This is a genomic window from Pseudomonas orientalis, assembly GCF_022807995.1.
Classification (GTDB): Bacteria; Pseudomonadota; Gammaproteobacteria; order Pseudomonadales; family Pseudomonadaceae; genus Aquipseudomonas; species Aquipseudomonas orientalis_B.
The window spans coordinates 2,376,027-2,402,056 of the sequence record NZ_CP094351.1; the positions used below are offsets into that span (position 1 = coordinate 2,376,027).

Below are 26,030 nucleotides of genomic sequence, written 5' to 3' on the forward strand. Positions count from 1 at the left end.
TGCTGGGACTCAAGTTGGTCGCAGTATGTCTTGGACGGTCTGATCAAGGCAATCTAGGATCTGCTCAACGGTCAATGCGACCTTGAACCGATTGAGGAACCACCATGAGCTTGAAACACACACTGCCCGGCGTACTGGGCTTTGGCAGCGCCCCGCTGGGCAATATGTTCCGCGCTATTGCCGAAGACGAAGCCCGGGCCACGGTCGAGGCCGCCTGGAATCACGGCGTGCGTTATTTCGATACCGCGCCGTTCTACGGTTCGGGGTTGTCGGAAATCCGCCTGGGCCAGGCCCTCTCAAGCTACAACCGCGACGACTATGTGCTCAGCACCAAAGTCGGCCGGGTGATTCTCGACGAAGTCGAAGACAGCACCCGTGACCTGGGCGAGAAAAGCGGTGTATTCGAACATGGCCGGCCGAACAAAATGCTCAATGACTACAGCGCCGACGCCACCCTGCGCTCGATTGAAGACAGCCTGCAGCGCCTGCAGACCGACCGTCTGGACATCGTGTGGGTTCACGATATCGCCCAGGACTTCTACGGCGACCAGTGGCTGGAATACTTCAACCAGGCCCGTACCGGCGCCTTCAAGGTGCTGACCCGCCTGCGCGAAGAAGGCGTGATCAAGGCCTGGGGCCTGGGGGTGAACCGCGTCGAACCGTGCGAACTGACCCTGGACCTGACCGAAGCCCAGCCCGACGGCTTTCTGCTCGCCGGCCGCTACACGTTGCTGGACCACGACCGTGCCTTGCAGCGCCTGATGGATTCAGCCCTCGCGCAGAACGTCGAGATCGTGGTCGGTGGTCCCTACAGCTCCGGCATCCTCGCTGGCGGCGCGCACTTCGAATACCAGCCGGCCAGCCCGGCGATCACCGCCAAAGTCGAGCAGATCAAGGCGATTGCCCAGGCGTTTGGCGTAAGCGTCAAGGCCGCTGCGCTACAGTTTTCCCTGGCGCACCCGGCCGTGGCGGCGGTGATTCCCGGTGCCAGTCGTCCGGGGCGTATTGCCGAAGACGTGGCGGCGTTGTCAGAGCAGATTCCAGCAGCCTTTTGGCAGGCGCTGCGCGAGGCGCAGTTGATTTCGCTTCGCGCGCCTCTGCCGCTTTAACTTCAGGAGTTCAACCATGAAAATCGATGTAAGCGGCAAAGTGGCGATCGTCAGCGGCAGCACCGCCGGCATCGGCCTGGGCATCAGCCAGGCCCTGGCGCAATCCGGCGCCACCGTGGTGGTGATCGGTCGTGATTCCGGCAAGGTTGACGCTGCATTGGCGAGCATTTGCCAGGCGGTGCCGGGCGCCAACCTGCGCGGGCTGGTGGCCGACCTGGGTACGGCCGAAGGCGCTGAAAAACTGTTCGCTGCCGAACCGCGTGCCGACATTCTGGTCAACAACCTGGGCATCTTCAATGATGTGGATTTCTTCGAGGCGCCGGACAGTGAATGGACGCGCTTCTATGAGGTCAATGTGATCTCTGGCGTGCGCCTGGCGCGGCATTATGTGCCGGCTATGGTCGAGCAGGGCTGGGGGCGGGTGATCTTCGTGTCATCCGAATCCGGCGTAGCGACCCCGGCGGACATGATCAATTATGGCGTGACCAAAAGCGCCAACCTGGCGGTGTCCCATGGCCTGGCCAAGCGCCTGGCGGGTACCGGTGTGACGGTAAATGCGATCCTGCCGGGGCCGACCTTTACCGACGGCCTGGAACACATGCTCAAGGACGCCACGCAAAAATCCGGGCGCACTGCGCGGGATGAAGCCGATGTGTTCGTGCGCAGTGCACGGCCGACCTCGATCATCCAGCGTGCGGCGAATGTGGATGAAGTGGCCAACCTGGTGGCGTACATTGCTTCACCGCTGTCGTCTGCCACCACCGGTGCCGCGTTGCGGGTCGACGGTGGCGTGGTCGACAGCATGGCGATCTGATTTTTAATGTTCTGGAGTATTTATCGTGGCAACAGCGTCTTCTGTGATTGAAATCCCTGCGTCGGCGGACCAGGTGTGGGCACTGATCGGCGGCTTCAACAGCCTGCCCGACTGGCTGCCCTTTATCGCCAAGAGCGAGCCGGGCGAAGGCGGCCGCGTGCGCCACCTGCATACCGCGGATGGCGGCCAGATCGTCGAGCGGTTGCAGACCTTCGACAATGTGGCGCGCACCTACAGCTACACCATTGAACAGTCGCCGTTTCCGGTGAGCGCCTATCTGGCGACCGTGCAGGTGGAAGCCTTGACTGACACGTCGGCGAAAGTGACCTGGTCCGGGGTGTTCACACCGGCTGCGGGCACTACCGATGAAGCGGTGGAGGAACTGTTTACCGGCGTTTACGGTGATGGCCTGAAGGCCTTGCGTGCCAATTTTCCTGGCTGATACCTATCGGGGGGTGGGGGCTGCGCTAACGCTCAACGGCTCCCATACTCGACAGATAGACATGGGCTGCGGTGCTGGCCTGTTCGGACGTTAACGCTGCCGTATCAAGCGTGAATGGCGGCGTGTCCCAAGCTTCATACTCATGCGCCAGCACCGATGGCCAAGTCGGCGGCAGCAGGCCTGGGATATCGCCCTCACGGCTTTCCACTCGGCGCCGATGCTCCTGCTGATCGGAACACACCACCTGAATATCGACCAGTTCGATGCCAGCCGCCAGGGCCACGGCCCGCCAAGCCTCGCGGCTTTCCCTTACCGGGTTCACACAGTCGGCGATCACTCGCTGGCCCACACGCAAATTACTCAAGGCCAGCGCATTCGCCACCCCATAGCCGCTGGCACCCACATCGCCCGCCAGTACGCCAGACCCGCGCAGCGCTTGTTCGATTACATCGATGCGCAGATAAACCGCGCCCATCCGGCGTGCCAGCTCCCTGGCAATCGTGGTCTTGCCGGTGCCGGGCAGGCCGCTGAATACGATAAGCATCGTCCACCAACCTTTTTGTAGGAGCGAGCTTGCTCGCGAAAAGCGTCAACGATAACGTGTAGCGCCAGGTAAAACCTGTTGTTCTTGCGCTTCTCGCGAGCAAGCTCGCTCCTACAGGGGTGTTAGAGTAGGGCCGCTCAGTTCGACCACAGGATCGCCCATGACTTTACCCTTTGTGAAGATGCACGCCCACGGCGACGACTTCATCATCATCGACCGCCGTGGCCAGCATAACCCCATTACCCCGGAGATCGCCCGGCGCCTGGGTGATCGGCACACCGGTATCGGTTTCAATCAGCTCGCCGTGATCCTCGACTGCGACGATGCCGCCGCCCGCGTGCAGTTCTGGAACACCGACGGCACACCCCTGCAAACCTGCGGCAGCGCGACACGCGGCGTGGCTGACCGGCTGATGCATGAAACAGGCGCCCACGCCATCGTGCTGCGTACCGACCGAGGGTTGCTGACGTGCGTGCGCGTCAGTGGCCAGCGGGTCTCGATCGACATGGGCGCGCCTTCATTGGAATGGGCCGGCGTGCCGCTGGCCAGGGCGATGGACACCCGCGTGCTGCCTATCGACGGGGAGCCGGCCGCTTGCGGCATGGGCAATCCGCATTGTACGTTTTTCGTGGACGACATCGCCGTCGTCGATGTCGAAGCCGTGGGACCGGCCCTGGAACGTCACCCGCTGTTCCCGGCCAAAACCAATGTGCATTTTGTCCAGGTGCTCGACCGCAACCGCATCCGTCTGCGCATCTGGGAGCGCGGCGGTGGCGTGCCGTTGGGCTCCGGGTCGTGTTGCTGCGCGGCGGTGGTCAATGGCGTCAGGCGCGGGTTGCTCGATGACAAAGTGGAAGTGGAATGCGACGGCGGCACGCTGACGGTGCAATGGGACGGGCAGGGCGGGGTGGTGCTCACGGGCAGCGTCGAGCCGATCATGCAAGGTGCGGCGTACCTGCCTGGAACGTCACGCTGAAGGTGGTGCCGCGCGTCGCGCAAGAGTTCACCGCCACATCGCCGCCGTGCACCCTGGCCAGTTCGCGCACGATATACAGGCCCAGGCCCACGCTGCGTACATCACTGCCCTGGTGGGTGCCGCGGGTCATGGGCTCGAACAGTACGGCCAGCAACGCCTCGGGAATCGCCGCGCCGTAGTTGTGCACCGACACCTCGGCGCCCCTGGCACCCAGGCGCGAGGTGACAGTGATCGGCTGTTGCAGGTCACCGTAGGCCACGCTATTGGCGACCAGGTTGCCGATCACCTGCTGCACACGGTCGGCATCCAGGCACGCATCGCCACGGCCCTCGGCTTGGTGCACCAGCGTGGCCCTGGGGAAGGCCACCCGCAGTTCGTCCACGGCGCGATGAATCACACTGTGCAAATCCAGCGGTTGGGCGCGGATGGTGATGCCGTGACCAACCCTGGCCTGGGTGAAGTCCAGCAGGTCGGCGATCATGCGCTGGGCACGTTCGGACGACTGACCGATATGCCCAAGCAACTGCTGCTCCTTGGGTGTGCGCTCGCCGCGTCGGAGAAAATCGGACGCCATGCGGATCGCGGTCAGGGGGTTCTTCAAGTCGTGGCTGACAATCGCCACCATCTGTTCGGCGAACAACGCGCGTTGCTGGGCAATGGCATAGGCCTCGCGCAATTCGGCCTGGGCCTGGTGCAGCGCCTGTTCGGTGGCGGTTTTTTCCTGAAGCAGCGCTTCGGCCAGCTTGCGTGCATTGAGCAGCTCGCGCTCGTACTTGTCGCGGTCGGTGGTGCCGAACAGCGCCAGGTCGTACACCACCTCGTCGTTCTGTTCACGTTTATGGGCGTTGAGCAGCACGGTCACTTTGTGGCCGTCTCGATGGCGAATGTCGAGCTTTACCTCGTTGACGCCGCCATGCATGCGCAGCATCGGCGCCAGATGGGTCTGGTAGAAAATCCGCCCGCCCATGGTCAGCAGGTCTTGAAAGCGTTGCCCGATCAGTTCGGCCGCGCCGAGGCCGAGCCAGTCGCTCAAGCGCTGATTGGCCTGCACAATCGTGCCGTCTTGCCGGGTTACCGCCAGGGCACAGGCGGCATTGTCGAACAGCGACTCAGCCGGCACTGGCGGCTGCCCACGGCGCCAGGAACCGATCCATGGCCGCCGCGCACGCCTGGGGCGCACTCATGTGCGGGCAATGGCCGATATTGTCCACCAGGTGATAAGTGCTGTTGGGCAACACGCTGTGCAGGTATTCGCCAACGGCCACGGGCGCGATCAAGTCGTCGCTCGACTGCAGGATCAGTACGGGCGTGGTCAGGCCGATCACATCGTGGCGGTTGTCCGACAGAAAGGTTACCCGGGCAAATTGCTTGGCGATGTCGGGCTCGGTGCGGCAGAAACTCGCGGTCAGTTCGGCGCTCAGTTCCGGTTGTTCCGGGGCGCCCATGATCACCGGTGCCATGCTGCTGGACCAGCCGAGGTAGTTGCTGTCGAGGGTGTCGAGCAGGTCGTCGATGTCGTCGCGCTTGAAGCCGCCGACATAGTCGTCGGTGTCGATATAGCGCGGCGACGGGCCAATCATCACATGCGCCGCGACTCGCCCCGGCGCAAGGCGGTCAGCCAGGGTGCCGATCATTGCACTGACCGAGTGCCCCACCAGAATTACCGGGCCTTCGGCGCAGGCGTCGATAATTTCGTTGAGATCGCGGGCATAGCCGTTCAACGTGCTGTATTTGTCTTTATCGAACGCGCTGAGGGCCGACAGGCCAGCACCGACCAAGTCATACAGGACCACGCGGAAGCGTTCGCGAAAATGCGGCGCCAGGGCGTTCCACATCGCCTGGTTGCAGCCGAAGCCATGGGAAAACACCAAAGTCGAAGAGCCGTGGCCCATCACTCTGACATTGTTGCGGTGACGTAGGTCCATGGTGTTCTCGTAGATGGCTTAGTGCTATGCAGCGCAGCGGCAGTTTAGAGAGTCGCAGGCCCTGGGTCACGCGTTTGCGTGCAGATAAGGTAAAGTCGCCGCCTTCAGGAAGAAACTTCAGGTAACAACACATGATGGTGATTCTGCGGCAATCGGTCTTGAGCATGTTGGTCCTGGTACTCGCCAGCCTGTCGATCACCGCCAGGGCCGACACCTCGCCTATCGGCGTTGCGCTTGACCAGCGGGTCATTGACCTGACCAACACCCTCGACACGGACAGCGTCCAGCGCCTCAAGCGGCAACTGGCCGACCTGGAGCAGCGCAAAGGCGCGCAAGTCGCCGTATTGCTGGTGCCCAGCACCGGTGATACCGGCATCGAAGACTATGCCAACCAACTGTTCCGCGCCTGGAAGCTGGGGCGCAAGGACGTCGATGACGGCATCCTGCTGGTAGTGGCCAAGAACGACCACACCCTGCGCATCGAAGTGGGCTACGGGCTGGAAGGCACGGTCACCGACCTGCTGGCCCATCGCATCATCGAAGAGCGCATCACCCCCGCTTTTCGCCAAGGTGACTTTGCCGGCGGTGTTCAACAGGGCGTGGACGCGCTGACGGTGCTGGTGGAGGGCGGCGACCTGCCCGAAGTGGCCGAGCGCGGGATCAACCCGCAATTCATCGCGCTGCTGGCGGCGTTCGTTCTGGGTGGCCCGCTGGGTGTGCTGCTCGCCGCCGGCAAGTTACATTGGCGCAAGGCCTTGATCGCCGCGGTGGCGGCCGCGCTGTTGCTGACGCTGCTGGGCGGCGGGCGGGAATGGCCGATGTTTCTGTTTATCATACCGTTCACCTTGTTGATCGGCGGTGCCCTGTTTGGCGCATTGTGGCAGGTGCGGGCGCTGTTCTACGGCGTGATCGGGTTGTTGGTCTATATCGCCGCTCTGGTGGTGGCCGACCGCTACGTGGACGTCAGTTTTATCCATTGGCTGCTGTGGCCGGTGTGTGTGTTGGTGGTGCTGGGGTTGTACCTGGTGCTGCTGATGATCATGCGGCAGACCTGGAGGGCCAGCCGCACAGGTTTTGTCGTGCGACTGGTGGCGGCGGTCGTGGTGTATGGCGTGGCCGGGCTGGTGATCGATCATGGCCGCGACGGCTGGCTGCTGGCGTTTCCTATCGCGTCGTTTGTGGCATTGATTCTTTTCGGCAAGGTCGGCGAGGGCTCGGGGTCTGGGTCGAGCGGTGGCTCTGGTTCAAGCTCCAGCAGTTCCAGTTCCAGCAGCGGCTCGTCCGGTGGTGGTGGTTCCAGCGGTGGCGGCGGGGCTTCGGGGAGTTGGTAATGATGCCCATGGTGCCACTCAGATCCAAATGTGGGAGGGGGCTTGCCCCCGATAGCAGTGGTTCAGTCAATACCTACAGTGACTGATACACCGCTATCGGGGGCAAGCCCCCTCCCACAGTTTTGACCGAGTTGGGCATGCCAGGTTGGTCGGATGCAGTTCTTTCAAAAACAGAAAACCGAGACTCTGTATCAAACCCCACTCACCAACTTCCCTCCCTCCATCCGACGCTTATACGCACTGTCCCGACTCGCCAACCAGAAGTACAACGGCGACGTCACCACCAATCCCACCACCCACGACAGGTCCGCGCCGTTGATGTGTTCGGAAATCGGTCCCACGTACAGCGGCGTGTTCATGAACGGAATCTGCACCGCGATCCCCACCGCATACGCCAGCAGCGCCTGGGGGTTGTACTTGCCGTAGATGCCGCCATCCACGCGGAAGATCGAGGCGATGTCGTATTGACCTTTGTGGATCGCGTAGAAGTCGATCAGGTTGATCGCGGTCCACGGCACCAGCACCACGAGCAGCACCAGCACCATGTCGACGAAGTGGCCGATGAAGTCCTTGGAGGCGAATACCGCCGCAATTGCGCAGGCCACCAGCACCACAATCGAGATCACCGCGCGGCTTTTCGCCGTGGGGATCCAGCGGTAGGCGAAGGTCTGCACCAGGGTGATGATCGACAGCACCGCGCCGTACAGATTGAGAGCGTTGTGGCTGATTACGCTGAGCAGAAACAGCACCAGCATCAAGGGGCCGATGGAACCGGTGGCGAGCTTGACCGCCTCCATGGTGTCCATGCCGACAGGCGTCGCAAGCACGGCGACGGCGCCGAAGATGAACGCCAGGCTCGAACCCAGGGCCGATCCCAGGTAAGTGGTCCAGAAGGTTGCGGCGACGGGCACATCGGCCGGCAGGTAGCGCGAGTAATCCGAGACGTACGGCGCAAAAGCGATCTGCCACAGCGCGGCCAGGGACACGGTGGCCAGCCAACCGGAAATGTTGAAGCTGCCACGGGTCAAAAAGTCGCTGGTCTGCACATGGGTAAAGATGTAGCCGAAGCCCAGCACGATGCCGGCGCCCAGCACCCAGGTGCCAATCCGATTGAGTACATGAATGAAGCGATAGCCGATGATGCCAATGATCCCGGAGCCAATGGCGCCAATCACAATGCCGACCGGCACCGGTACCGCATCGACCACGCCGTGCAGGGACTTACCGGCCAGCACAATATTGGAGGCGAAGAAGCCGATGTACATCACGCCGGCGATCACCACCACCAACAGCGCGCCAAGGGAGCCGAACTGGGCACGACTCTGGATCATTTGCGGAATGCCCATCTGCGGGCCCTGGGCCGAGTGCAGCGCCATCAACACGCCGCCGACCAAGTGGCCGACGAGGATGGCGACGATGCCCCACACCAGGTTGAGGTGGAACAGCTGCACACCCAGGGCGCCGGTGACGATCGGCAGCGGCGCGATGTTGCCGCCGAACCACAGGGTGAACAGGTCTCTTACCTTTCCATGGCGATCTTCCGGGGGCACGTATCCAATCGTGTGTTTTTCGATAAGCGGGGCGGAGGATGTTGCAGTGGTGACCATGACGAGCTCCAAGGCAAGGTGAGTACGTGGACGTACTTCGCTGTGCGCAGCAACGGCGGCGCTTTGTTGTTGGAGCGATCATCTGCAATGGACACGGGGAGGTAAATTAGTAAGTTTGTTGCTATAGACCTTAAAAAAAATATCTCGCGGCGATTTTTGCTCCGGTATGTTGCAGGGGCTCCAATTGCTGGAGAAAGCTGGTTTTTCCTGCACTGGTCTGGGGCAAAACACCCTGTTTTTCGGAGGCCCGATGGCTGCCTACAACCTGCGCCAACTCAGATATTTCGTCACCACGGCCGACTGCGGCAGTGTCGCCGAGGCGTCGCGCAAGCTGTATATCGCCCAGCCGTCGGTTTCCACCGCGATCAAGCAGCTCGAAGACAGTTTCGGGGTGCAGCTGTTTATCCGGCATCACGCTCAGGGCGTGTCTCTGACCCCCAGCGGCGCGCGGTTCTATCGCAAGGCGCTGGAGCTGTTGCGGGTGGCCCATGAGTTCGAACAGAACGCCTTGGCCGACAATGATGTGGTAGCCGGGCAGATCGATATCGGCTGCTTTGAAACCGTGGCGCCGCTGTACCTGCCGCGTTTGATCGCCGGCTTCAAGGCGCGTTGGCCGGGGGTGGAGATCCGTATACGCGATGGTGAACAACAGGAGCTGGTGCAGGCGCTGACCGCCGGCACCATCGACGTGGCGATGCTGTTCGAACACGATCTGGGCGGTTCCATCGAAACCATCCCCTTGATGCCGCCGCAGCAGCCGTACGCGTTGTTGCCGGCCGATCATCGCTTTGCGCGGCAGGCCAAAGTGTCGTTGGCAGACCTGGTACTGGAACCGATGATTCTGCTGGACGTGCTGCCCAGCCGGACCTACTTCGTGAGCATCTTTGAAGAACGCGGGTTGACGCCGAATATCGTGTTCAGCTCGCCGTCGATCGAGATGGTGCGCGGGATGGTGGGGCGGGGGTTCGGGTTTTCGATATTGGTGACCAAACCGTTCAGCGAGTACACCTATGATGGGCAGAAGGTGGTGTGTATTCCGTTGATGGAAACTGTCACCGGCTCCGGGTTGTCGGCCGTGTGGCTCAAGCGCGCACCGCTGACCAAACCGGTGCAGTTGTTCGTCGATTACTGCCGCGAAGAACTGGCACGATTACTCGGATAAACACAGGGTCCAATGTGGGAGGGGGCTTGCCCCCGATTACGGTGGATCAGCTACAGATAAGTTGACCGATACACCGCTATCGGGGGCAAGCCCCCTCCCACAGTTGATTGTTGGTGCGTTCAGATGCGTAGCCAGTCCAGCATCCGCTGCAGCATTGCGTCGCAGCCGCGGAGCTGTTGCAGGCTCACGAATTCATCCGGCTTGTGCCCCTGACCCATGCTCCCCGGCCCGCACACCACGGTGGGAATGCCCACTGCATCAAACAGCCCGCCTTCGGTACCAAACGCCACGGTGCCAAACTCCCTGGAACCTGAAAACGCCGCAATCAGCTCGGCGGCCTGGCTGCGCTCATCGGTGACCAGGCCCGGGTAGGCCGACAACTCGGTGAATTGGATCGAACTCTGCCGGCTCACGGCCTGCATGCGTGGCAGTACCTCGTGCATGGCGTAGGCTTGCAACGCCTCGGCCACTTCACCCGGATCCGTCGAGGGCAGGGCACGTATTTCAAAATCAAACCGGCAATCGGCCGGCACGATATTCAGGGCCTTGCCGCCGCTGATCACCCCGGTTTGCACGGTGCTGAACGGCGGGTCGAAGCGTGGGTCCTGGTGCGCGCGCAAGCGTTGGCCGATGCGCCCCAGTTCGCCGATCAACTCGGCGGCATGCTCGATCGCATTCACCCCCGAGGGCGCATACGCCGAGTGACACGCCTGCCCATGCACATCGCAGCGCATCGCCAGTTTGCCCTTGTGGCCGAGCACCGGTTTGAGCTCGGTCGGCTCGCCGATCATGCACAGCATCGGCTTCACCGGACGTTGCGCCAGCACGCCAAGCAGCGAGCGCACACCGAGGCAGCCGACTTCTTCGTCGTAAGACAGGGCGATGTGCACCGGCAGGCGCAACGGCGCCTTGACCAGTTCCGGCACCAGCGCCAGCACGCAGGCGATATAGCCCTTCATGTCGGCGGTGCCACGGCCGTACAGCTTGCCGTCACGCTCGGTCAGTTGAAACGGTGGCAGCGTCCAGGGTTGCCCGTCCACCGGCACCACGTCGGTATGCCCCGACAGCACAATGCCGGGCAGCGCAACCGGGCCGACGCTGGCAAACAGGTTGGCCTTGTTGCGCGATTCGTTGTAGATCAACTCACTGGCCACGCCGAAGCCCGCCAGGTAATCGCGCACGAACTCGATCAACTGCAGGTTGGATTCGCGGCTGGTGGTATCGAACCCCACCAGCGTCTGCAGAAGGTCGCGGCTGCGGCTCATCGCTCGTCCCCGGCCACGCCGTAGCCGGGCGAGCGGTCGGGCGCGAGGGCGCGGTCGATATAGTCCTGCACTTGCGGGCGGTACGCGTTCCAGAGGGTTTGCAGTTCAGCTATGGGCGCTTCATCGGCCCAGTCCACGCGCAAGTTGATGATCGGCCAGGTCAGTTCGCCCACCACCACCAGCGCGGCCGAATGCACCGGCCCGGCTTCGCCGCCGGCGGCGATGGTGGCATGCATGGCCGCCAGCAAGCGGTCGGCCAACTGGCCTTCGGCGTGTTCGAAGGCCTGGACCATCGCTTCGATCACCCCTCGGTCAGCGAGCATATTGCCCGCCGCCACGCATTGCTCGCCCGACAGGGCATTGTGGGTGCCCAGGGTTTCGCTGCCGCTGAAATGCACGCTGCGGCCCAGGTGATCGATCGCGGTGAGTTGCCGGTATTGACTGTAGCCGTTGCGCGTCAAGGCGGTGTCGATGGCATCGGCAGGCGGGAGGCCTTGCTCGAGCAAATCGAGCACTTCGGGGCCGAGGGCCGGCAAGGTGATGTTCTGGGTGGACACCGCGCCCACCCCCGGGCGCAGCCATGGGCAGCGGGCGCCCACGGCGATGCTTGATGAGCTGATGGCGATGCCCAACTGGCCGGTGTCCGGGCAGCGGCCGACGATTGAAAAGGTCATGGTTCGCCTCCTTATTCCGGGATAACCGCGATCACATCGATTTCCATCAGCCACTGCGGCTGGCCCAGGGCCGAGACCACCAGCCCGGTGGAGATCGGGAACACGCCCTTGAGCCACTTGCCGACTTCCTGATACACCGGTTCGCGGTAGCGCGGGTCGATCAGGTAGGTGGTGGTCTTGACGATATGCGACAGGTCGGAACCCGCTTCCTCGAGCAACTGCTTGACGTTTTTCATCGCCTGTTCGGCCTGGGCCCGCGGGTCACCAAGGCCCACCAGTCGGCCCTCGAAATCAGTGCCCACCTGACCGCGCACATACACAGTATTGCCGGCGCGCACGGCCTGGCACAGGTCATTGTCCAGGCTCTGGTTGGGGTAGGTTTGCTTGGTGTTGAACATGCGAATACGGGTGTGAGTAGGCATGGAAAAAAACTCCGGCAAAGGGATCAGGCGCTGACAGGGGACGGACGAACCAGCGCGGCGGGTTCGCGATACTCAAGGTATTGACGCTGGATGGCGATGTGGTCAGCCACGTACTTGGCGTCGTGCCACACGCCCCAGATAAACGACGAGCCACGGCGCGACTGCCAGGGCAGCCCCAGGAAATAAATCCCGGCCTCGCTGGAGACCCCGCGCTGGTGCCGGGGCTTGCCGGCCGCGTCGAACGCATCCACCTGGAGCCAGCTGTAGTCCACGGCAAAGCCGGTGGCCCAGATGATCGAGGTAATGCCGGCCTGGGCCAGGTCCAGTTCCAGTATCGGATGCTTGATGCAGTCGGCATCCGGGAATACGCGGCGGGCGTCGGGCTCCAGGGGCAGGTCGAGGCCGTTGCGCTCGATGTAGGCATCGGCCGCATCCAGCAGGGCCAGGTAGTTCTCGTCGCCACGGGCCAGGTTGTCCACCAGGTTGGGCTGGAACGTCGCCACGTTGCCATTGAAGGACTGGGTGAGGCCGACCAGGGTCATGCCCTGCTGGGCCAGCTCACGAAAATCGATGGTCTTGCCGCCATGGGCGCCGCTGACGGCGATGGTCACGTGCTCACGGCCAGGTTTCATCGCGGCCTGGTCCCACTCGCCCAGCACCCCCAGCCACCAGCAGAAATCCCGCTGGCGATAGGCGCGAGGCGGACGGTCATGGGCGCCGACCGACAGGTACACCTGGCGACCGGCGCGCTGCAATTCATCGGCGATCTGCACCCCGGAAGAACCGGCGCCCACCACCAGCACGGCACCTGCCGGCAGTTGCGCGGGGTTGCGGTAGTCGGCGGAATGGATCTGGTGCAGCGCGCTGTCTTGCGGCGCGATGGCCGGAATCACCGGCTTCTGGAACGGCCCGGTGGCGGCCACCACGCGGTTGGCTTCGATCACGCCTTCACTGGTGTGCACGGTAAAGCCCGGGCGGCCTTCATTGCGCACCACCGAAGTGACTTCCACGCCCGTGCGAATCGGCGCATTGAACTTGCGCGCATAGGCTTCGAAGTAATCCGCCACGCGCTCCTTGGGCGCGAAACCGTCGGGCGCGACATCATCGAATGCCAGGCCGGGAAAGCGGTCATGCCAGGCCGGCCCGTTGGCCACCAACGAGTCCCAGCGTCCGGTGCGCCAACGCTCGGCGATGCGGCTGCGCTCGAGCACCAGGTGCGGCACGCCGTGCTTGCTCAAATGCTCGCTCATGGCCACGCCGGCCTGGCCGGCGCCCACCACGAGGGTGTCTGTTTTTGTTATCGATTGAGTCATGTGTCTGTCCTTGCGTGATGCAGTTGGATTCAGCTTGGGCATGACTTCAAGGCTAGGGGGAGGGTGGTTTTAAATAAAATATTATTAAGCTTGGGAGTGAGCATAAATATCGGATGCAGAGGGGCCGCAGGTTGACTGATGCGCCACAGTCCAATGTGGGAGAGAGCTTGCTCCCGATGAGGGTGGTTCAGTTGAACCGGTGCCAACTGACACACAGCATCGGGCAAGTGCCCAAAAAAAAATGCGCCCCTGAGGGCGCATTCTTTTGTTCGGTCAGCGATTGCCCGTCAGGCAGTCGCATCCCAAGCCCGATCACCGTGCTCGTCCTTGATCCGAGTCGGCAAGCCCATCACATCCAGCGCCCGCAGGAACGGCTCGGCCGGCAATTCCTCGACGTTGGCCATGTGCTTCACATCCCATTCGCCACGCGCCACCAGCAGCGCGGCGGCGACCGGTGGTACGCCGGCGGTGTAGGAGATGCCCTGGCTGTCGGTCTCGGCAAAGGCTTCTTCGTGGTCGGCCACGTTGTAGATAAACATCTCGCGCGGCTGGCCATCCCTGGTGCCCTTGACCAGGTCACCGATGCAGGTCTTGCCGGTGTAGCCTGGGGCGAGCGAAGACGGGTCGGGCAGTACGGCCTTGACCACTTTCAACGGCACCACTTCCAGGCCTTCGGCGGTTTTGACCGGCTTCTCGGAAAGCAGGCCGAGGTTTTTCAGTACGGTGAACACATTGATGTAGTGTTCGCCAAAACTCATCCAGAAACGCACGTTGGGCACGTCGAGGTTTTTCGACAGCGAGTGCACTTCATCGTGACCGGTGAGGTAAAGGTTCTGCGAACCGACCACCGGCAGGTCGTCGGTGCGTTTGACTTCGAACATGGTGTTGCTGGTCCACTGGCTGTTCTGCCAGCTCCACACCTGTCCGGTGAACTCACGGAAGTTGATTTCCGGGTCGAAATTGGTGGCGAAGTATTTGCCATGGGAGCCGGCATTGACGTCGAGAATGTCGATCGAATCAATGCGGTCGAAATGCTGTTGCTGCGCCAGCGCGGCGTACGCGTTGACGACACCCGGATCGAAGCCCACGCCAAGGATGGCGGTGATGTTCTTCTGTTTGCACTCTTCCAGGTGATTCCATTCGTAGTTGCCGTACCACGGCGGGGTCTCGCAGACCTTGCCCGGCTCTTCGTGGATGGCAGTGTCGAGGTACGCAACGCCCGTGTCGATGCAGGCACGCAGCACCGACATGTTGAGGAACGCGGAACCCACGTTGATGACGATCTGCGAATCGGTCTCGCGGATCAGGGCCTTGGTCGCTTCCACGTCCAGGGCGTTCAGCGTGAAGGCCTGGATGTCGGCGGGCACCTTGAGGCTGCCCTTGGCCTTGACGCTGTCGATGATGGCCTGGCATTTGGAGATGTTGCGCGACGCGATAGCAATACGACCGAGTTCGTCGTTGTGCTGCGCGCACTTGTGGGCCACCACCTTGGCGACACCTCCTGCACCAATGATAAGAACGTTCTTTTTCAATTGCTTTATTTCTCCTATATCCGCCAGCTTACGAAAGGCTGGACAGGTAGTCGTCGTAACCAAATTCACGAACCACTTCGACTGTACCGTCGAGTTGTTTCACTACGATGGACGGCATTTTCAGGCCGTTGAACCAGTTTTTCTTGACCATGGTGTAGCCCGCGGTGTCGATGAACGACAGCCGATCGCCGATGGCCAACGGACGATCAAATTGATACTCGCCGAAAATGTCGCCGGCCAGGCAGGATTTGCCGCATACCATCACGGTGTGCTCACCCTCGCTCGGCGCCAGCTTGGCGTTGAGGCGGTAGATCAGCAGGTCCAGCAGGTGGGCTTCGATGGAACTGTCGACCACGGCCAGGTTCTTGCCGTTATAAAGGGTGTCGAGCACGGTGACTTCCAGGGAGGCGCTGTTGGTGATCGCAGCTTCCCCCGGTTCCAGATACACCTGCACGCCGTACTTCTCGGAGAACGCCTTCAAGCGTGCGCAGAAAGCGTCCAGCGCATAGCCTTCGCCGGTGAAGTGGATGCCGCCGCCGAGGCTGACCCACTGGACCTTGTGCAGCAGCGCGCCGAAGCGTTCTTCGATGGTGCCGAGCATCTTGTCGAACAGGCTGAAGTCGCCGTTCTCGCAATTGTTGTGGAACATGAAGCCGGAGATCTGTTCGATCACGCCTTCGATCTTCACCGGGTCCCATTCGCCCAGGCGGCTGAACGGGCGCGCCGGGTCGGCCAGCAGGTAATCGGAGCTGCTCACTTGCGGGTTGACGCGCAGGCCGCGGGTCTTGCCTTCGCTGCGTTCGGCAAAGCGCTGCAGCTGGCTGATGGAGTTGAAGATGATCTTGTCGCAGTTCTCCAGCATCTCCTCGATTTCATCGTCGGCCCAGGCCACGCTGTAGGCGTGCGCCTCGCCTTCGAACTTCTGGCGGCCGAGCTTCAACTCATACAGCGACGACGACGTGGTGCCGTCCATGTATTGCTGCATCAGGTCGAAGACCGACCAGGTGGCGAAGCACTTGAGCGCCAGCAGAGCCTTGGCGCCGGATTGTTCGCGCACGTAGGCAATCTTCTGCATGTTGACCAGAAGCTTCTGTTTATCGATGAGGTAGTACGGCGTTTTGATCATTTTTGAGAGCCTGCGGCGGTGCCTGCCAAAAAAGGACACGCATTGTGCCCGCAGTTGGAACAGATCGAAAGGTTAGTGGGCGGAATTTGCTGCGCCGGGTCTCGAGTATAGGCCCTGAGTATGACCGTCCATGGTTATACACCGACCTAGTGTGGGAGGGGGCTTGCCCCCGATGGCGGCCTCAGGATTGGCCAGTATTTTGGATCAGACCGAGTACATATCCGTTATTGAGGTCACGGCTGCTTAGGGTTCCGCCCTGACGGCGGCTCACTTTTGAAAAGCGCAAAAGTAAGCAAAACGCTCTTGCCCCACCACTCGGCACCTCGCTCATGCTCGGTGTGCCCTCTCTCCGGCTTGAATCCGTGGGCCGCCGCAATGGGCCATCCATGGCCCAGTGCGGCTAACCCGGCGTCCTGCCGGGTTGCCCACGGATTCAAGCCTACGTTCGGCCAGCGTGGTTTAACGGGGCGCCTGAGATCAAAAGCAAGAGCGGCTCGCTTCGCATCGTGGTTACGGCTGGGCGCGGCTGCTTTGTGTAGGAGCGAGCTTGCTCGCGAAAAAAACGTCAACGATAACGCGTGCTTCCTGAATCAACGCGGCGCCTGTGAGTTTTTCGCGAGCAAGCTCGCTCCTACAGACGGCGGTGTACGCCACGATGCGAAGCGAGCCGCTCTTGCTCTTGTTTTTGATCTTAGGCGCCCCGTTAAACCACGCTGGCCGCAATTCGATATTGATGTGGGGGGTAAACCGGCAGGACGCCGGTTTAGCTGCCCCGCGCCATGGATGGCGCGGGGCGGCGGCCCCCGCCGTCAGGGCGGAACCCTAAGTAGCCGTTACCGCAGCAACGGATATGTACTCAACCCAATCCCCCATCCCGGTCGGCCCAGAGGCCGCCATCGGGGCAAGCCCCCTCCCACATTGAGCGCGATGTGCAGTCGGGGCATTGACATCAAACCGTCATCTCCCCACCACCTTCCTGCCACATTCCCTCGCTAATGTCCTCGCCAATGAGATCGATCTCAAGCGAGTCCCAATGACTGACCTGAAAGACGTAGCACGCCTGGCTGGCGTGTCCCGCGCCACCGCCGCGCGCACCTTTGCTTCCCCGGACCAGGTGCGCCCGGTCACCCGTGAACAGGTGTTCGCCGCCGCCCGTGAGTTGGGCTTCCGGCCGAACCTGCTGGGGCGCCAGTTGCGCCTGCAAACCACCCAACTGATCGGCGTCGTGGTGCCCAACCTGCTCAACCCGGTGTTCGCCGAGCAGTTCCAGGCCATGGAACGCGCCGCGCGGTCACGCGGCTACAGCCTGGTGCTGGCCACCACCGATTACAGCAGCGAGCGCGAAAGCACGGTGGTGGAAGAACTGCTGCGCCAGCGCGTTGACGGTCTGGTGCTGACGGTGACCGATGCCGAAAGCAACGCGGTGCTCAGCAGCCTGAACACCGAGAAGACACCCTTCGTGCTGGCCTACCATCAGCCGAGCAACCCCAACTACAGCGCCGTGTCGGTCGACAACCGCGCAGGCATGGCCCTGGCCACGCGTTACCTGCTGGAAGCCGGGCACCGACGGATAAGCATGGTCGCCGGCCCCGCGTTGCAATCGGACCGTGCCCGCCTGCGCTATGCCGGCTACTGCGAGGCGATGGAAGCGTACGGTCTCAAGAGCCGCCCGGTCATCGAAATGCCGGCCCACACCCAGGCTGAATTCACGGCCATCGCGCCGTTTCTGCAGCGCCCTGAGGCGCCCACCGCGCTGGTGTGTTCCAACGACTTTCTGGCGATCAGCCTGATTGCCGAACTGCGCCGCAACGCCTGGAACGTACCCGGGCAACTGTCCGTGATGGGCTTCGATGGCATCAGCCTCGGTACCCAGATGCACCCGACCCTGTGCAGCGTGGTGCAGCCCATTGCGCTGCTGGCCAGCACCGTGATCGAGCAACTGCTGGCGCAAATCGCCGGCAACGCCCCGACGTCCTATTGCCTGCCTTGCCATATCCGGCCAGGTGAAAGTACCCAGCCCCATGAGGAGACCCTTGATGCGCGCACTCAGTAAAACCCTGGCAGCCCTGCTGCTGTGCGGTGCGGCCAGCCTGGCCCAGGCCGCCGACACCGCGATTTGCTACAACTGCCCGCCGGACTGGGCCGACTGGGGCACCCAGCTCAAGGCCATCGCCGCCAGCACCGGCGTGCAGGTGCCGCTGGACAACAAGAACTCCGGCCAGTCCCTGGCGCAATTGGTGGCGGAAAAAGCCGCACCGGTGGCCGACGTCGTGTATTACGGCGTGACCTTCGGCCTGCAGGCGCAAAAAGCCGAGGTGGTCGACACCTACAAACCCAAGGCCTGGGAGCAGATCCCCGCAGGCTTGAAAGACCCCGCCGGTCATTGGTTCGCGATCCATTCGGGCACCTTGGGCATCATGGTCAACGTCGACGCGCTCGGTGGCTTGCCGGTGCCGCAAAGCTGGGCCGACCTGCTCAAGCCGGAGTACAAAGGCATGGTCGGTTACCTTGACCCCTCCAGCGCCTTTGTCGGCTACGTCTCGGCAGTGGCGATCAACCGCGCCATGGGCGGTGACCTGGACAACTTCGCCCCGGCCATCGACTACTTCCGGAAACTGGCGAAAAACAGCCCCATCGTGCCCAAGCAGACCGCCTACGCACGGGTGCTGTCCGGTGAGTTGCCGATCCTGGTGGACTACGACTTCAACGCTTACCGCGCCCGCTACAAAGACCAGGCCAACGTCGCTTTCGTGATCCCCCAGGAAGGCAGCATCAGCGTGCCCTATGTCATGAGCCTGGTCGCCAACGCGCCACACCGCGCCAACGCGGAAAAAGTCCTCGACTTCGTGCTCTCGGACGAGGGCCAGGCACTCTGGGCCAAGGCCTACCTGCGCCCGGTGCGGCCGATGAAAATGCCGGCGGACGTGGCCGCACAGTTCCTGCCCGACAGCGACTACGCCCGCGCCGGTGTGGTGGACTACGAAAAAATGGCCGCTGTGCAGGAAGCCTTCGCCGCCCGTTACCTGAATGAGGTCAAGTAAGTGGCAACATCGGCACGACACGCCGCCTGGGCACTGGCACCGGCCTTTGCGGTGCTGCTCGCATTCTGGCTGTTGCCGCTGGCGCACCTGATGCTGCTCGGCGCCGAAAGTCGCGACAGCGCCGGCAGCGGCTATTGGCAAGTGCTCACCAGCGCGCAATATCTGGGGAGCCTGGGGCAAACCCTGATTCTGGCAGGGGTGGTGACGCTGTTCGCGTTGGTGATCGGCGGCATCAGCGGTGTTTTCCTCGCCCGACAACAGTTTTTCGGGCGCTCGGCGCTGGTGGCCTTGCTCACGTTTCCGCTGGCCTTCCCCGGTGTGGTGGTGGGGTTCCTGGTGATCCTGCTCGCGGGGCGCCAGGGCTTGTTTGCCGCGCTGGGCCTGCAGTTGGCTGGTGAGCGCTGGATCTTTGCCTACTCGCTGGCGGGGCTGTTCGTGGGCTACCTGTACTTCTCGATTCCCCGGGTGATTCTCACGGTGATGGCGGCCTGCGAAAGCCTCGACCGCAGCCTGGAGGAGGCCGCGCATTCACTGGGGGCAGGGCACTGGCGCGTGGTCTGCGATGTGATCGTGCCGGGCCTGGCGCCGGCGCTGGCATCGTGCGGGGCGATCTGCTTCGCCACGTCCATGGGCGCCTTTGGCACGGCGTTCACCCTGGGCACGCGGCTCAACGTCACGCCCGTGGCGATCTATAACGTGTTCACCAATTACGCCAACTTTGCCGTCGCCGCTGCGCTGTCGGTCGTGCTTGGCGCGGTGACTTGGGCGGTGCTGCTGCTCACGCGGCGTCTAGTGAAAAATTCGGGGACTGTGCTGTGAAACGCTCATCGCTGTTTGTGCCGCAACTGCTGTTTACCCTGCTGGTGTGCGCCTTCATGTTGGTGCCGGTGCTGCTGTCGCTGCTGGCCGGGCTGACGCGCAATTTCTTTGTGGGTGTTTCCAGCGGCTTGACCTTCGACTGGTTGATCCAGGTGTGGCAGGCCTATTCGCCCACCGTGTGGTTGTCGCTGCAACTGGCCCTGGCCTGCGCGGTGTGCGTCTGCGTGATCGGCGTGCCGGCGGCCTATGCCCTGGTGCGCATGAACAACCGTTTCAGCCGCGCCTTCGAGGAATTAATGGTGCTGCCGGTGGCAATGCCGGGGTTGGCCAGTGCGTTGGCGCTGCTGCTGACGTACGGCCAGTTCGGCAGCTTTCGCAGCAGTTGGCTGTTCATCCTGGTCGGCCATGTGCTGTTCACCTTGCCGTTCCTGGTACGTCCGGTGATGGCAGTGATGCAACGCCAGCAACTGCCGGTGCTGGAGGAGGCGGCGGCGAGCCTGGGCGCGGGCCCCATTAAACGGTTTTTCAGCGTGGTGGTGCCCAACTGCCGAGCAGGCATCCTGGCCGGCGTGTTGATGGTGGTCACCCTGAGCCTGGGTGAATTCAACCTGACCTGGATGCTCCATACGCCGATGACCAAGACCCTGCCGGTGGGTCTCGCCGACAGCTACGCCTCGGCGCGGTTGGAAATCGCCAGCGCCTACACCCTTATCTTTTTGCTGATGATCGTGCCGCTGCTGATCGCGCTGCAGGCCATCAGTGCCCGTTTGTCCCGTGGAGAGCGTCGATGACCGCTATCACTATCCGCCTGCAAGGCTGTCGCAAGGCGTTCGCCGACGGCACCGTGGCCGTGCATGACCTGGACCTGACCGTCGAAGGCGGTGAAACCCTGGCGATCCTCGGCCCGTCCGGCTGCGGCAAAACCACCACCCTGCGCCTGATCGCCGGCCTGGAACGCCCGGATGTGGGCCAGGTGTTTTTCGGTGATCAGGACGTGACTCGCCTGCCCATCGAGCGCCGCGATGTGGGCATGGTGTTCCAGAACTACGCGTTGTTTCCCAACCTGGATGTGGCGGGCAACATTGTCTATGGCTTGAAGGTTCGCGGCATGGCGCCGCGCGAACGCAACAAGCGTTGCGAAGAGCTGCTGGAGTTGGTGGGGTTGCAGCACCACGGCAAGCGCAGCATTCATGAGCTCTCCGGCGGCCAGCGCCAGCGCGTCGCCCTGGCCCGCGCCTTGGCACCACGCCCGAAGGTGCTGTTGCTGGACGAACCCCTGGCGGCCCTCGACGCACAACTGCGTGAACGCCTGCGCAGTGAGCTGAGCGAGCTGCTGCGCGGCCTGGGCATCACCTCGGTGTTCGTCACCCACGACCAAGGCGAAGCCATGGCCCTGGGCGACCGCATTCTGGTGATGGAGCATGGTCGGATCGCGCAGTTGGCCAGCCCCCGGGACATCTACCAGAAACCGGCCAACGCCTTCGTCGCAGGCTTTGTCGGCAATCTAAACGCCTTCGCGGTGAGCGGGTCGTCGCCCAAGGGCTTGAAAGTCTGCGGCGGCGAACTGCCGTGGCACGGCACCGACCAGCCCGACACCCTGTATTGCCGCCCCGAACATTTGCGCGTGATGGAGAGCGAAGGGCACTTGCACGGGCGTCTGCTGGCGCAGTTCTTCCAGGGCGCGCAAAGCCGTTTGCTGGTGGACGTCGGCGCCCCGCAACCGTTGCTGGTCGACAGCAGCGACAACCGGCTGTACGCCGTCGGCGCGCCGATTGCCCTGGCGATTGCGCCGCACATGCTGTTCACCCTGAATGCGTGAGAATCCACTGTGAATCGTCCGTTTCTCGTCGCACAAATAAGCGACCTGCACCTCAAAGCCGGCCAGCGCCTCACTTATGGCGTGGTTGACACCCTGGGCGCGCTGCGCCGCGCCGTCGACCATCTGAACGCCAGCCACCCACGACCTGACATCGTGGTGATCAGCGGCGACCTTGTGGACTTCGGCCGTGCCGATGAATACGCCGTGCTGCACCCTCAACTCGCGCGCCTGCACATGCCGTGCTACCTGGTGCCCGGCAATCACGACGCGCGCGGGCCGTTGCTGGATGCGTTCCGCGATCATGCCTACTTGCCGTTATCGGCAGAGGGCCCGCTGGATTGGGTGGTAGACACGCATCCGCTGCGCCTGATCGGCCTCGACTCGACCATTCCCGGTGGTCATGGCGGCCAGTTACTGGACAGCCAATTGCACTGGCTCGATGAACAACTGGCGCTGCGCCCGCAGGCTCCGACCTTGCTGATCCTGCATCACCCGCCGTTTATCAGCGGCATCGGCCATATGGATCGCGAACCCTTCATCAATGCCGCCGCCCTGGAACGCGTGGTCGCACGCCATCCGCAAGTGGAGCGCCTGTTATGCGGGCATCTGCACCGGCCAATGCAGCGCCGTTTCGGCGGCAGCGTCAGTTGTGTCTGCCCCGGCACGTCCCATCAGATCGTGCTGGATTTGCAGGACGCGGCGCCCGCGCATTTCAACCTGGAGCCGGCGGGCTATTTGTTGCATCGCTGGGAAGCGCAACAGGGGTTGATCAGCCACAACGGCGTGTTCGGGGATTACCCCGGGCCGTATCCGTTCTATGACGTTCATGGGTTGATTGACTGAGGTTTCGATTCCGCTGATGTAATCACTGTGGGGGCATAGGTACCTCCACAACCAGGGTACGGCGCCGCATCTGTGGCGAGGGAGCTTGCTCGAGGTCCAAATGTGAAGGGGGCTTGCCCCCGATGGCGTCAGACCAGCAAACACTGATGTTGGTTGACCCACCGCTATCGGGGGCAAGCCCCTCCCACATTGGTCTTGTGTCGTTGTCATCTCTTTATGAAAATTAATAATAATTAGCTTAGATTAAAATGTGATTTTTATTATTTTTGAGCATCCCCTAGGCTGGCCTGGAAGTCCTTAAGGCCATCCAGGAAGTTTTGCCATGAGCAGCGTTACCTCGCTATCCAGCGTCGCCAATACCGTCCGTCAACGCGTCACGCCAGAGGAATGGGAAGTGCGCGTCAAACTGGCCGCCGCCTATCGCCTGGCGGCCCTGTACAAGTGGACCGACCATATCTACACGCACTTCTCCGCCCGTGTACCCGGGCCTGAGGAGCATTTCCTGATCAACGCGTTCGGGCTGCTGTTCGATGAAATCAGCGCCTCCAACCTGGTCAAGGTCGACCTTGACGGTACCCTGGTCGACGACCCCACCGGGCTTGGCATCAACTACGCCGGTTACGTGATCCACAGTGCCATCCATGGCGCCCGCCACGACCTGCAGGCGGTGCTGCACACCCATACCCGCGACGGTATTGCGGTGTCCGCGCAGAAGGACGGCTTGCTGCCGATCTCCCAGCATTCCATCGCGTTTTCTGGTCGTGTGGCCTATCACGGCTACGAAGGGGTGGCCCTGGACCTGGACGAGCGCGAGCGGCTGGTGGCGGACCTGGGTGACAAGAGTGTGATGATTTTGCGTAACCATGGGCTGTTGACCGCGGGTATCAGCGTGGAGCATGCGTTTCAACAACTGCAAGGGCTGGAGCGGGCATGCACCATTCAGATTGCGGCGCAGGCGGGCGGTAACGCGGCGTTGGTGTTTCCACCCGCTGAAGTAGTGGCCAGGGTCGAGCAGCAGGCCAAGGTCTTCAGCAGCGGCGAAGGGCCTGGGGTGACGCGGCATTGGAATGCGTTGATTCGGCAGTTGGAACGCACCGATACCGACTATAAAAACTGATCCGCAGCCACGCGCAGATGCAGCAGGGAGCAAGCCCCCTGCGCATTGACGCGGTTTATTCCGGCCGGGTGTGCCGGATTTGCTGCTTGGCCTGCGCCACCACATTTTCCGCCGTGAAGCCGAACTTTTCCTGCAACTTCGCCAGGGGCGCCGACGCGCCAAAGCTGTTCATCACCACTTTGGCGCCGGTCTGTCCGACGTAGCGGTCCCAGCCCAGGGGCCCGGCCTGCTCCACCACCACCCGGGCCTTCACGCTCGGCGGCAAGACGCTGTCGCGATAGGCCTGGTCCTGGTCTTCAAACAGTTCACAGCTGGGCATCGACACCACCTGTGCGGCGATGCCTTCGCCCGTGAGTTGTTCGTAGGCCGCGACCGCCAGGCTGACTTCACTGCCGGTGGCGATCAGGATCACCTCTGGCTTGTCCGCACCGGCCAACACATAGGCGCCCTTGGCCGCACCCGCAGCCGACGCGTAACGGCTACGGTCCAGGGTCGGCAGCGGCTGGCGCGACAGCACCACACAGCTGGGCCGATGGGTTTGCGCCAGCGCCACCTTCCACAACTCAAGGGTTTCATTCGCATCCCCCGGGCGCAGGGTCAGCAGGCCCGGGGTGGCGCGCAGCTGGGTCAGGTGCTCGATGGGTTGATGCGTCGGGCCGTCTTCGCCCACGCCGATGGAGTCGTGGGTAAACACGAATATCACCGGCAATTCCATGATCGCCGCCAGCCGGATCGGCGGTTTCATGTAGTCGCTGAACACCAGAAACGTCGAGGTGTACGGCCGCAGGTAGGACAGCGCCATGCCATTGGCAATCGCGCCCATGGCGTGTTCGCGTATGCCGAAGTGCAGGTTGCGCCCGCTGTAATCGTCGGCACTGAAACGGCCTGCGCCGTCGAAGGTGAGGTTGGTCTTGGTCGACGGCGACAGATCCGCAGAGCCCCCCAGCAACCACGGGATATGTTGCGCGAAGGCGTTCAGCACCTCGCCGCCCGACGCTCGGCTGGCGACGCCCTTGGCATCGGCGGCAAAGCTCGGCAGATCGGCCTGCCACTGCTCGGGCATTTCCCCGGCGCGCATGCGTTGCAGCTCGTCGGCCCGTTGCGGGTCGAGGGCGGCCAGGGTCTGGTTCCACTCGGCAAACAGCGGCTCGGCACGCTCAACGAGTGCATCGCGCAACGTTGCGCGGGCCTCATCGGGCACCAGGAAGCTGGCGTCCTGTGGCCAACCATAGGCGGCTTTGGTCAGGCGAATTTCGTCTTCGCCCAACGGCTCACCGTGGGCGGCGGCCGTGTTGTGTTTGTGCGGCGAGCCGTAGCCGATCACGCTGTCGACCACGATCAGGGTCGGTGCGCCGGTATTGGCCTTGAAGGTTTCCAGCGCCACACTCAATGCCTGCAGATCATTGGCATCGGTGACATGCACGGTGTGCCAGCCATACGCCTGGAAGCGCTTGATCACATCTTCACTGAAGGCCAGCTCGGTGTGGCCCTCGATGCTGATGGTGTTGTTGTCGTAGATCCAGCACAGGTTATCCAGCTGCAGATGCCCGGCCATCGACGCCGCTTCACTGCTGATCCCTTCCATCATGTCGCCGTCACCGCACAGGGTGTAGACGTCGTAGTCGAACAGCACCTGGCCGTCGCGGTTGAACCGCTTGGCCAGCCAACGCTCGGCCATGGCCATGCCCACGCTGTTGGCGCAGCCCTGACCCAGGGGGCCGGTGGTGGTTTCCACCCCAGTGGTCATGCGGTACTCGGGGTGCCCGGGGGTCTTGGAACTCATCTGGCGGAACTGCTTGATGTCGTCCAGGCTCACCGCCGGCTGCCCGGAACGTTTGCCGTGGGCATCGATCTCCACCACGCCGGACAGGTGCAGCAGCGAATACAGCAGCATCGACGCATGCCCCACCGACAACACAAAGCGGTCACGGTTGGGCCAGTCGGGATGCTCCGGGTGATAGCGCAGGAAACGACTCCACAGCGTATAACCCACCGGCGCCAGGCCCATGGGCGTGCCGGGGTGGCCCGAGTTGGCCTTCTGCACGGCATCCATGGCCAGGGTGCGGATCGTGTTGATGCATTGCGTGTCGGCGGCAGTGGCGGTGTGATTCATGTAACCGGTCTCCCTCGAGTGGCGATCTACAGTGGA

Annotated in this window: 24 protein-coding genes; 13 read left to right on the top strand and 11 right to left on the bottom strand. The window is 62.7% G+C overall.

The features are described 5' to 3' along the window. Positions 1–104 precede the first annotated feature (104 nt). The 3 genes from MRY17_RS10535 to MRY17_RS10545 are packed head-to-tail and all read left to right on the top strand — an operon-like array spanning position 105 to position 2,365. Positions 105–1,109, top strand: a complete 1,005-nt coding sequence (locus tag MRY17_RS10535) for an aldo/keto reductase (RefSeq protein WP_243353716.1) — start codon at positions 105–107, stop codon at positions 1,107–1,109. 16 nt (positions 1,110–1,125) lie between these two features. Next, positions 1,126–1,923: an SDR family NAD(P)-dependent oxidoreductase gene (locus MRY17_RS10540; RefSeq protein WP_243353717.1), complete on the top strand. Its 798-nt coding sequence runs from the start codon at positions 1,126–1,128 to the stop codon at positions 1,921–1,923. A 25-nt stretch (positions 1,924–1,948) separates the two neighbouring features. Then, positions 1,949–2,365, top strand: coding sequence for an SRPBCC family protein (locus MRY17_RS10545; RefSeq protein WP_181282284.1), 417 nt, complete (start codon positions 1,949–1,951; stop codon positions 2,363–2,365). Positions 2,366–2,390: 25 nt separating this feature from the next. On the opposite strand, the gene MRY17_RS10550 is transcribed toward MRY17_RS10545, so the two are convergent. After that, positions 2,391–2,909, bottom strand: a complete 519-nt coding sequence (locus MRY17_RS10550) for an AAA family ATPase (RefSeq protein WP_191951816.1) — start codon at positions 2,907–2,909, stop codon at positions 2,391–2,393. 160 nt (positions 2,910–3,069) lie between these two features. On the opposite strand from MRY17_RS10550, the gene dapF reads away from it, so the two are divergent. Beyond that, positions 3,070–3,885 carry a diaminopimelate epimerase gene (gene dapF, locus MRY17_RS10555; protein WP_181282282.1) on the top strand — a complete coding sequence of 272 codons (816 nt, stop codon included), beginning with the start codon at positions 3,070–3,072 and terminating at the stop codon, positions 3,883–3,885. On the opposite strand, the gene MRY17_RS10560 is transcribed toward dapF, so the two are convergent. After that, positions 3,845–5,005: a PAS domain-containing sensor histidine kinase gene (locus MRY17_RS10560; protein WP_243353718.1), complete on the bottom strand. Its 1,161-nt coding sequence runs from the start codon at positions 5,003–5,005 to the stop codon at positions 3,845–3,847. The two genes, dapF and MRY17_RS10560, sit on opposite strands and share 41 nt — an antisense overlap. Beyond that, entirely contained in the window at positions 4,995–5,810 is an 816-nt protein-coding gene (locus MRY17_RS10565) for an alpha/beta fold hydrolase (RefSeq protein ID WP_181282280.1), read from the bottom strand. The genes MRY17_RS10560 and MRY17_RS10565 overlap by 11 nt, the downstream gene beginning before the upstream one ends. 131 nt (positions 5,811–5,941) lie before the next feature. Between MRY17_RS10565 and MRY17_RS10570 the strand changes: the two genes are divergently transcribed. Next, complete coding sequence (locus MRY17_RS10570; protein ID WP_243353719.1) at positions 5,942–7,141, top strand: TPM domain-containing protein; 1,200 nt, start codon at positions 5,942–5,944, stop codon at positions 7,139–7,141. A 191-nt stretch (positions 7,142–7,332) separates the two neighbouring features. Here MRY17_RS10570 and MRY17_RS10575 read toward each other — a convergent pair whose 3' ends face one another. Then, on the bottom strand, positions 7,333–8,748 hold the full coding sequence (locus tag MRY17_RS10575; RefSeq protein ID WP_243353720.1) for a purine-cytosine permease family protein: 1,416 nt from the start codon (positions 8,746–8,748) through the stop codon (positions 7,333–7,335). A 250-nt stretch (positions 8,749–8,998) separates the two neighbouring features. Here MRY17_RS10575 and MRY17_RS10580 point away from each other — a divergent pair, with 250 nt between their 5' ends. After that, the gene (locus MRY17_RS10580) at positions 8,999–9,910 is read left to right on the top strand and encodes a LysR substrate-binding domain-containing protein (protein WP_181282277.1); all 912 of its coding nucleotides are present in this window, start codon (positions 8,999–9,001) and stop codon (positions 9,908–9,910) included. Positions 9,911–10,029: 119 nt separating this feature from the next. Here the strand turns inward: MRY17_RS10580 and argE are convergent, their stop codons facing one another. The 6 genes from argE to MRY17_RS10610 form a co-directional block, all read right to left on the bottom strand. Then, positions 10,030–11,175 carry an acetylornithine deacetylase gene (gene argE, locus MRY17_RS10585; RefSeq protein ID WP_243353721.1) on the bottom strand — a complete coding sequence of 382 codons (1,146 nt, stop codon included), beginning with the start codon at positions 11,173–11,175 and terminating at the stop codon, positions 10,030–10,032. After that, complete coding sequence (locus MRY17_RS10590; protein ID WP_243353722.1) at positions 11,172–11,849, bottom strand: DUF1028 domain-containing protein; 678 nt, start codon at positions 11,847–11,849, stop codon at positions 11,172–11,174. The genes argE and MRY17_RS10590 overlap by 4 nt, the downstream gene beginning before the upstream one ends. Positions 11,850–11,860: 11 nt before the next feature. Then, positions 11,861–12,271: a RidA family protein gene (locus MRY17_RS10595; RefSeq protein ID WP_181282274.1), complete on the bottom strand. Its 411-nt coding sequence runs from the start codon at positions 12,269–12,271 to the stop codon at positions 11,861–11,863. A 23-nt stretch (positions 12,272–12,294) separates the two neighbouring features. Next, positions 12,295–13,626, bottom strand: a complete 1,332-nt coding sequence (locus MRY17_RS10600; protein WP_191951807.1) for a flavin-containing monooxygenase — start codon at positions 13,624–13,626, stop codon at positions 12,295–12,297. A 245-nt stretch (positions 13,627–13,871) separates the two neighbouring features. Beyond that, entirely contained in the window at positions 13,872–15,116 is a 1,245-nt protein-coding gene (locus MRY17_RS10605; protein ID WP_181282272.1) for a saccharopine dehydrogenase family protein, read from the bottom strand. A 28-nt stretch (positions 15,117–15,144) separates the two neighbouring features. Then, complete coding sequence (locus MRY17_RS10610; protein WP_181282271.1) at positions 15,145–16,242, bottom strand: carboxynorspermidine decarboxylase; 1,098 nt, start codon at positions 16,240–16,242, stop codon at positions 15,145–15,147. 1,033 nt (positions 16,243–17,275) lie between these two features. On the opposite strand from MRY17_RS10610, the gene MRY17_RS10615 reads away from it, so the two are divergent. The 7 genes from MRY17_RS10615 to MRY17_RS10645 all read left to right on the top strand — a co-directional run bounded on the left by MRY17_RS10615 (position 17,276) and on the right by MRY17_RS10645 (position 23,881). Continuing rightward, on the top strand, positions 17,276–18,295 hold the full coding sequence (locus tag MRY17_RS10615; RefSeq protein WP_191955629.1) for a LacI family DNA-binding transcriptional regulator: 1,020 nt from the start codon (positions 17,276–17,278) through the stop codon (positions 18,293–18,295). Continuing rightward, positions 18,279–19,283, top strand: coding sequence for an ABC transporter substrate-binding protein (locus tag MRY17_RS10620; RefSeq protein ID WP_065887406.1), 1,005 nt, complete (start codon positions 18,279–18,281; stop codon positions 19,281–19,283). The genes MRY17_RS10615 and MRY17_RS10620 overlap by 17 nt, the downstream gene beginning before the upstream one ends. Beyond that, positions 19,284–20,102: an ABC transporter permease gene (locus MRY17_RS10625; protein ID WP_243353723.1), complete on the top strand. Its 819-nt coding sequence runs from the start codon at positions 19,284–19,286 to the stop codon at positions 20,100–20,102. Continuing rightward, positions 20,099–20,893 carry an ABC transporter permease gene (locus MRY17_RS10630; protein WP_243353724.1) on the top strand — a complete coding sequence of 265 codons (795 nt, stop codon included), beginning with the start codon at positions 20,099–20,101 and terminating at the stop codon, positions 20,891–20,893. The genes MRY17_RS10625 and MRY17_RS10630 overlap by 4 nt, the downstream gene beginning before the upstream one ends. Further along, positions 20,890–21,921 (top strand): ABC transporter ATP-binding protein, encoded by a 1,032-nt coding sequence (locus MRY17_RS10635; protein WP_243353725.1) that lies wholly within the window; start codon positions 20,890–20,892, stop codon positions 21,919–21,921. Before MRY17_RS10630 ends, MRY17_RS10635 begins: the two co-directional genes overlap by 4 nt. Positions 21,922–21,930: 9 nt before the next feature. Beyond that, positions 21,931–22,764, top strand: a complete 834-nt coding sequence (locus MRY17_RS10640; protein ID WP_191955631.1) for a phosphodiesterase — start codon at positions 21,931–21,933, stop codon at positions 22,762–22,764. A 322-nt stretch (positions 22,765–23,086) separates the two neighbouring features. Continuing rightward, on the top strand, positions 23,087–23,881 hold the full coding sequence (locus MRY17_RS10645; protein WP_191953374.1) for a class II aldolase/adducin family protein: 795 nt from the start codon (positions 23,087–23,089) through the stop codon (positions 23,879–23,881). A gap of 55 nt (positions 23,882–23,936) precedes the next feature. On the opposite strand, the gene tkt is transcribed toward MRY17_RS10645, so the two are convergent. Beyond that, on the bottom strand, positions 23,937–25,994 hold the full coding sequence (tkt, locus tag MRY17_RS10650) for a transketolase (RefSeq protein ID WP_243353726.1): 2,058 nt from the start codon (positions 25,992–25,994) through the stop codon (positions 23,937–23,939). Positions 25,995–26,030: the final 36 nt, after the last annotated feature.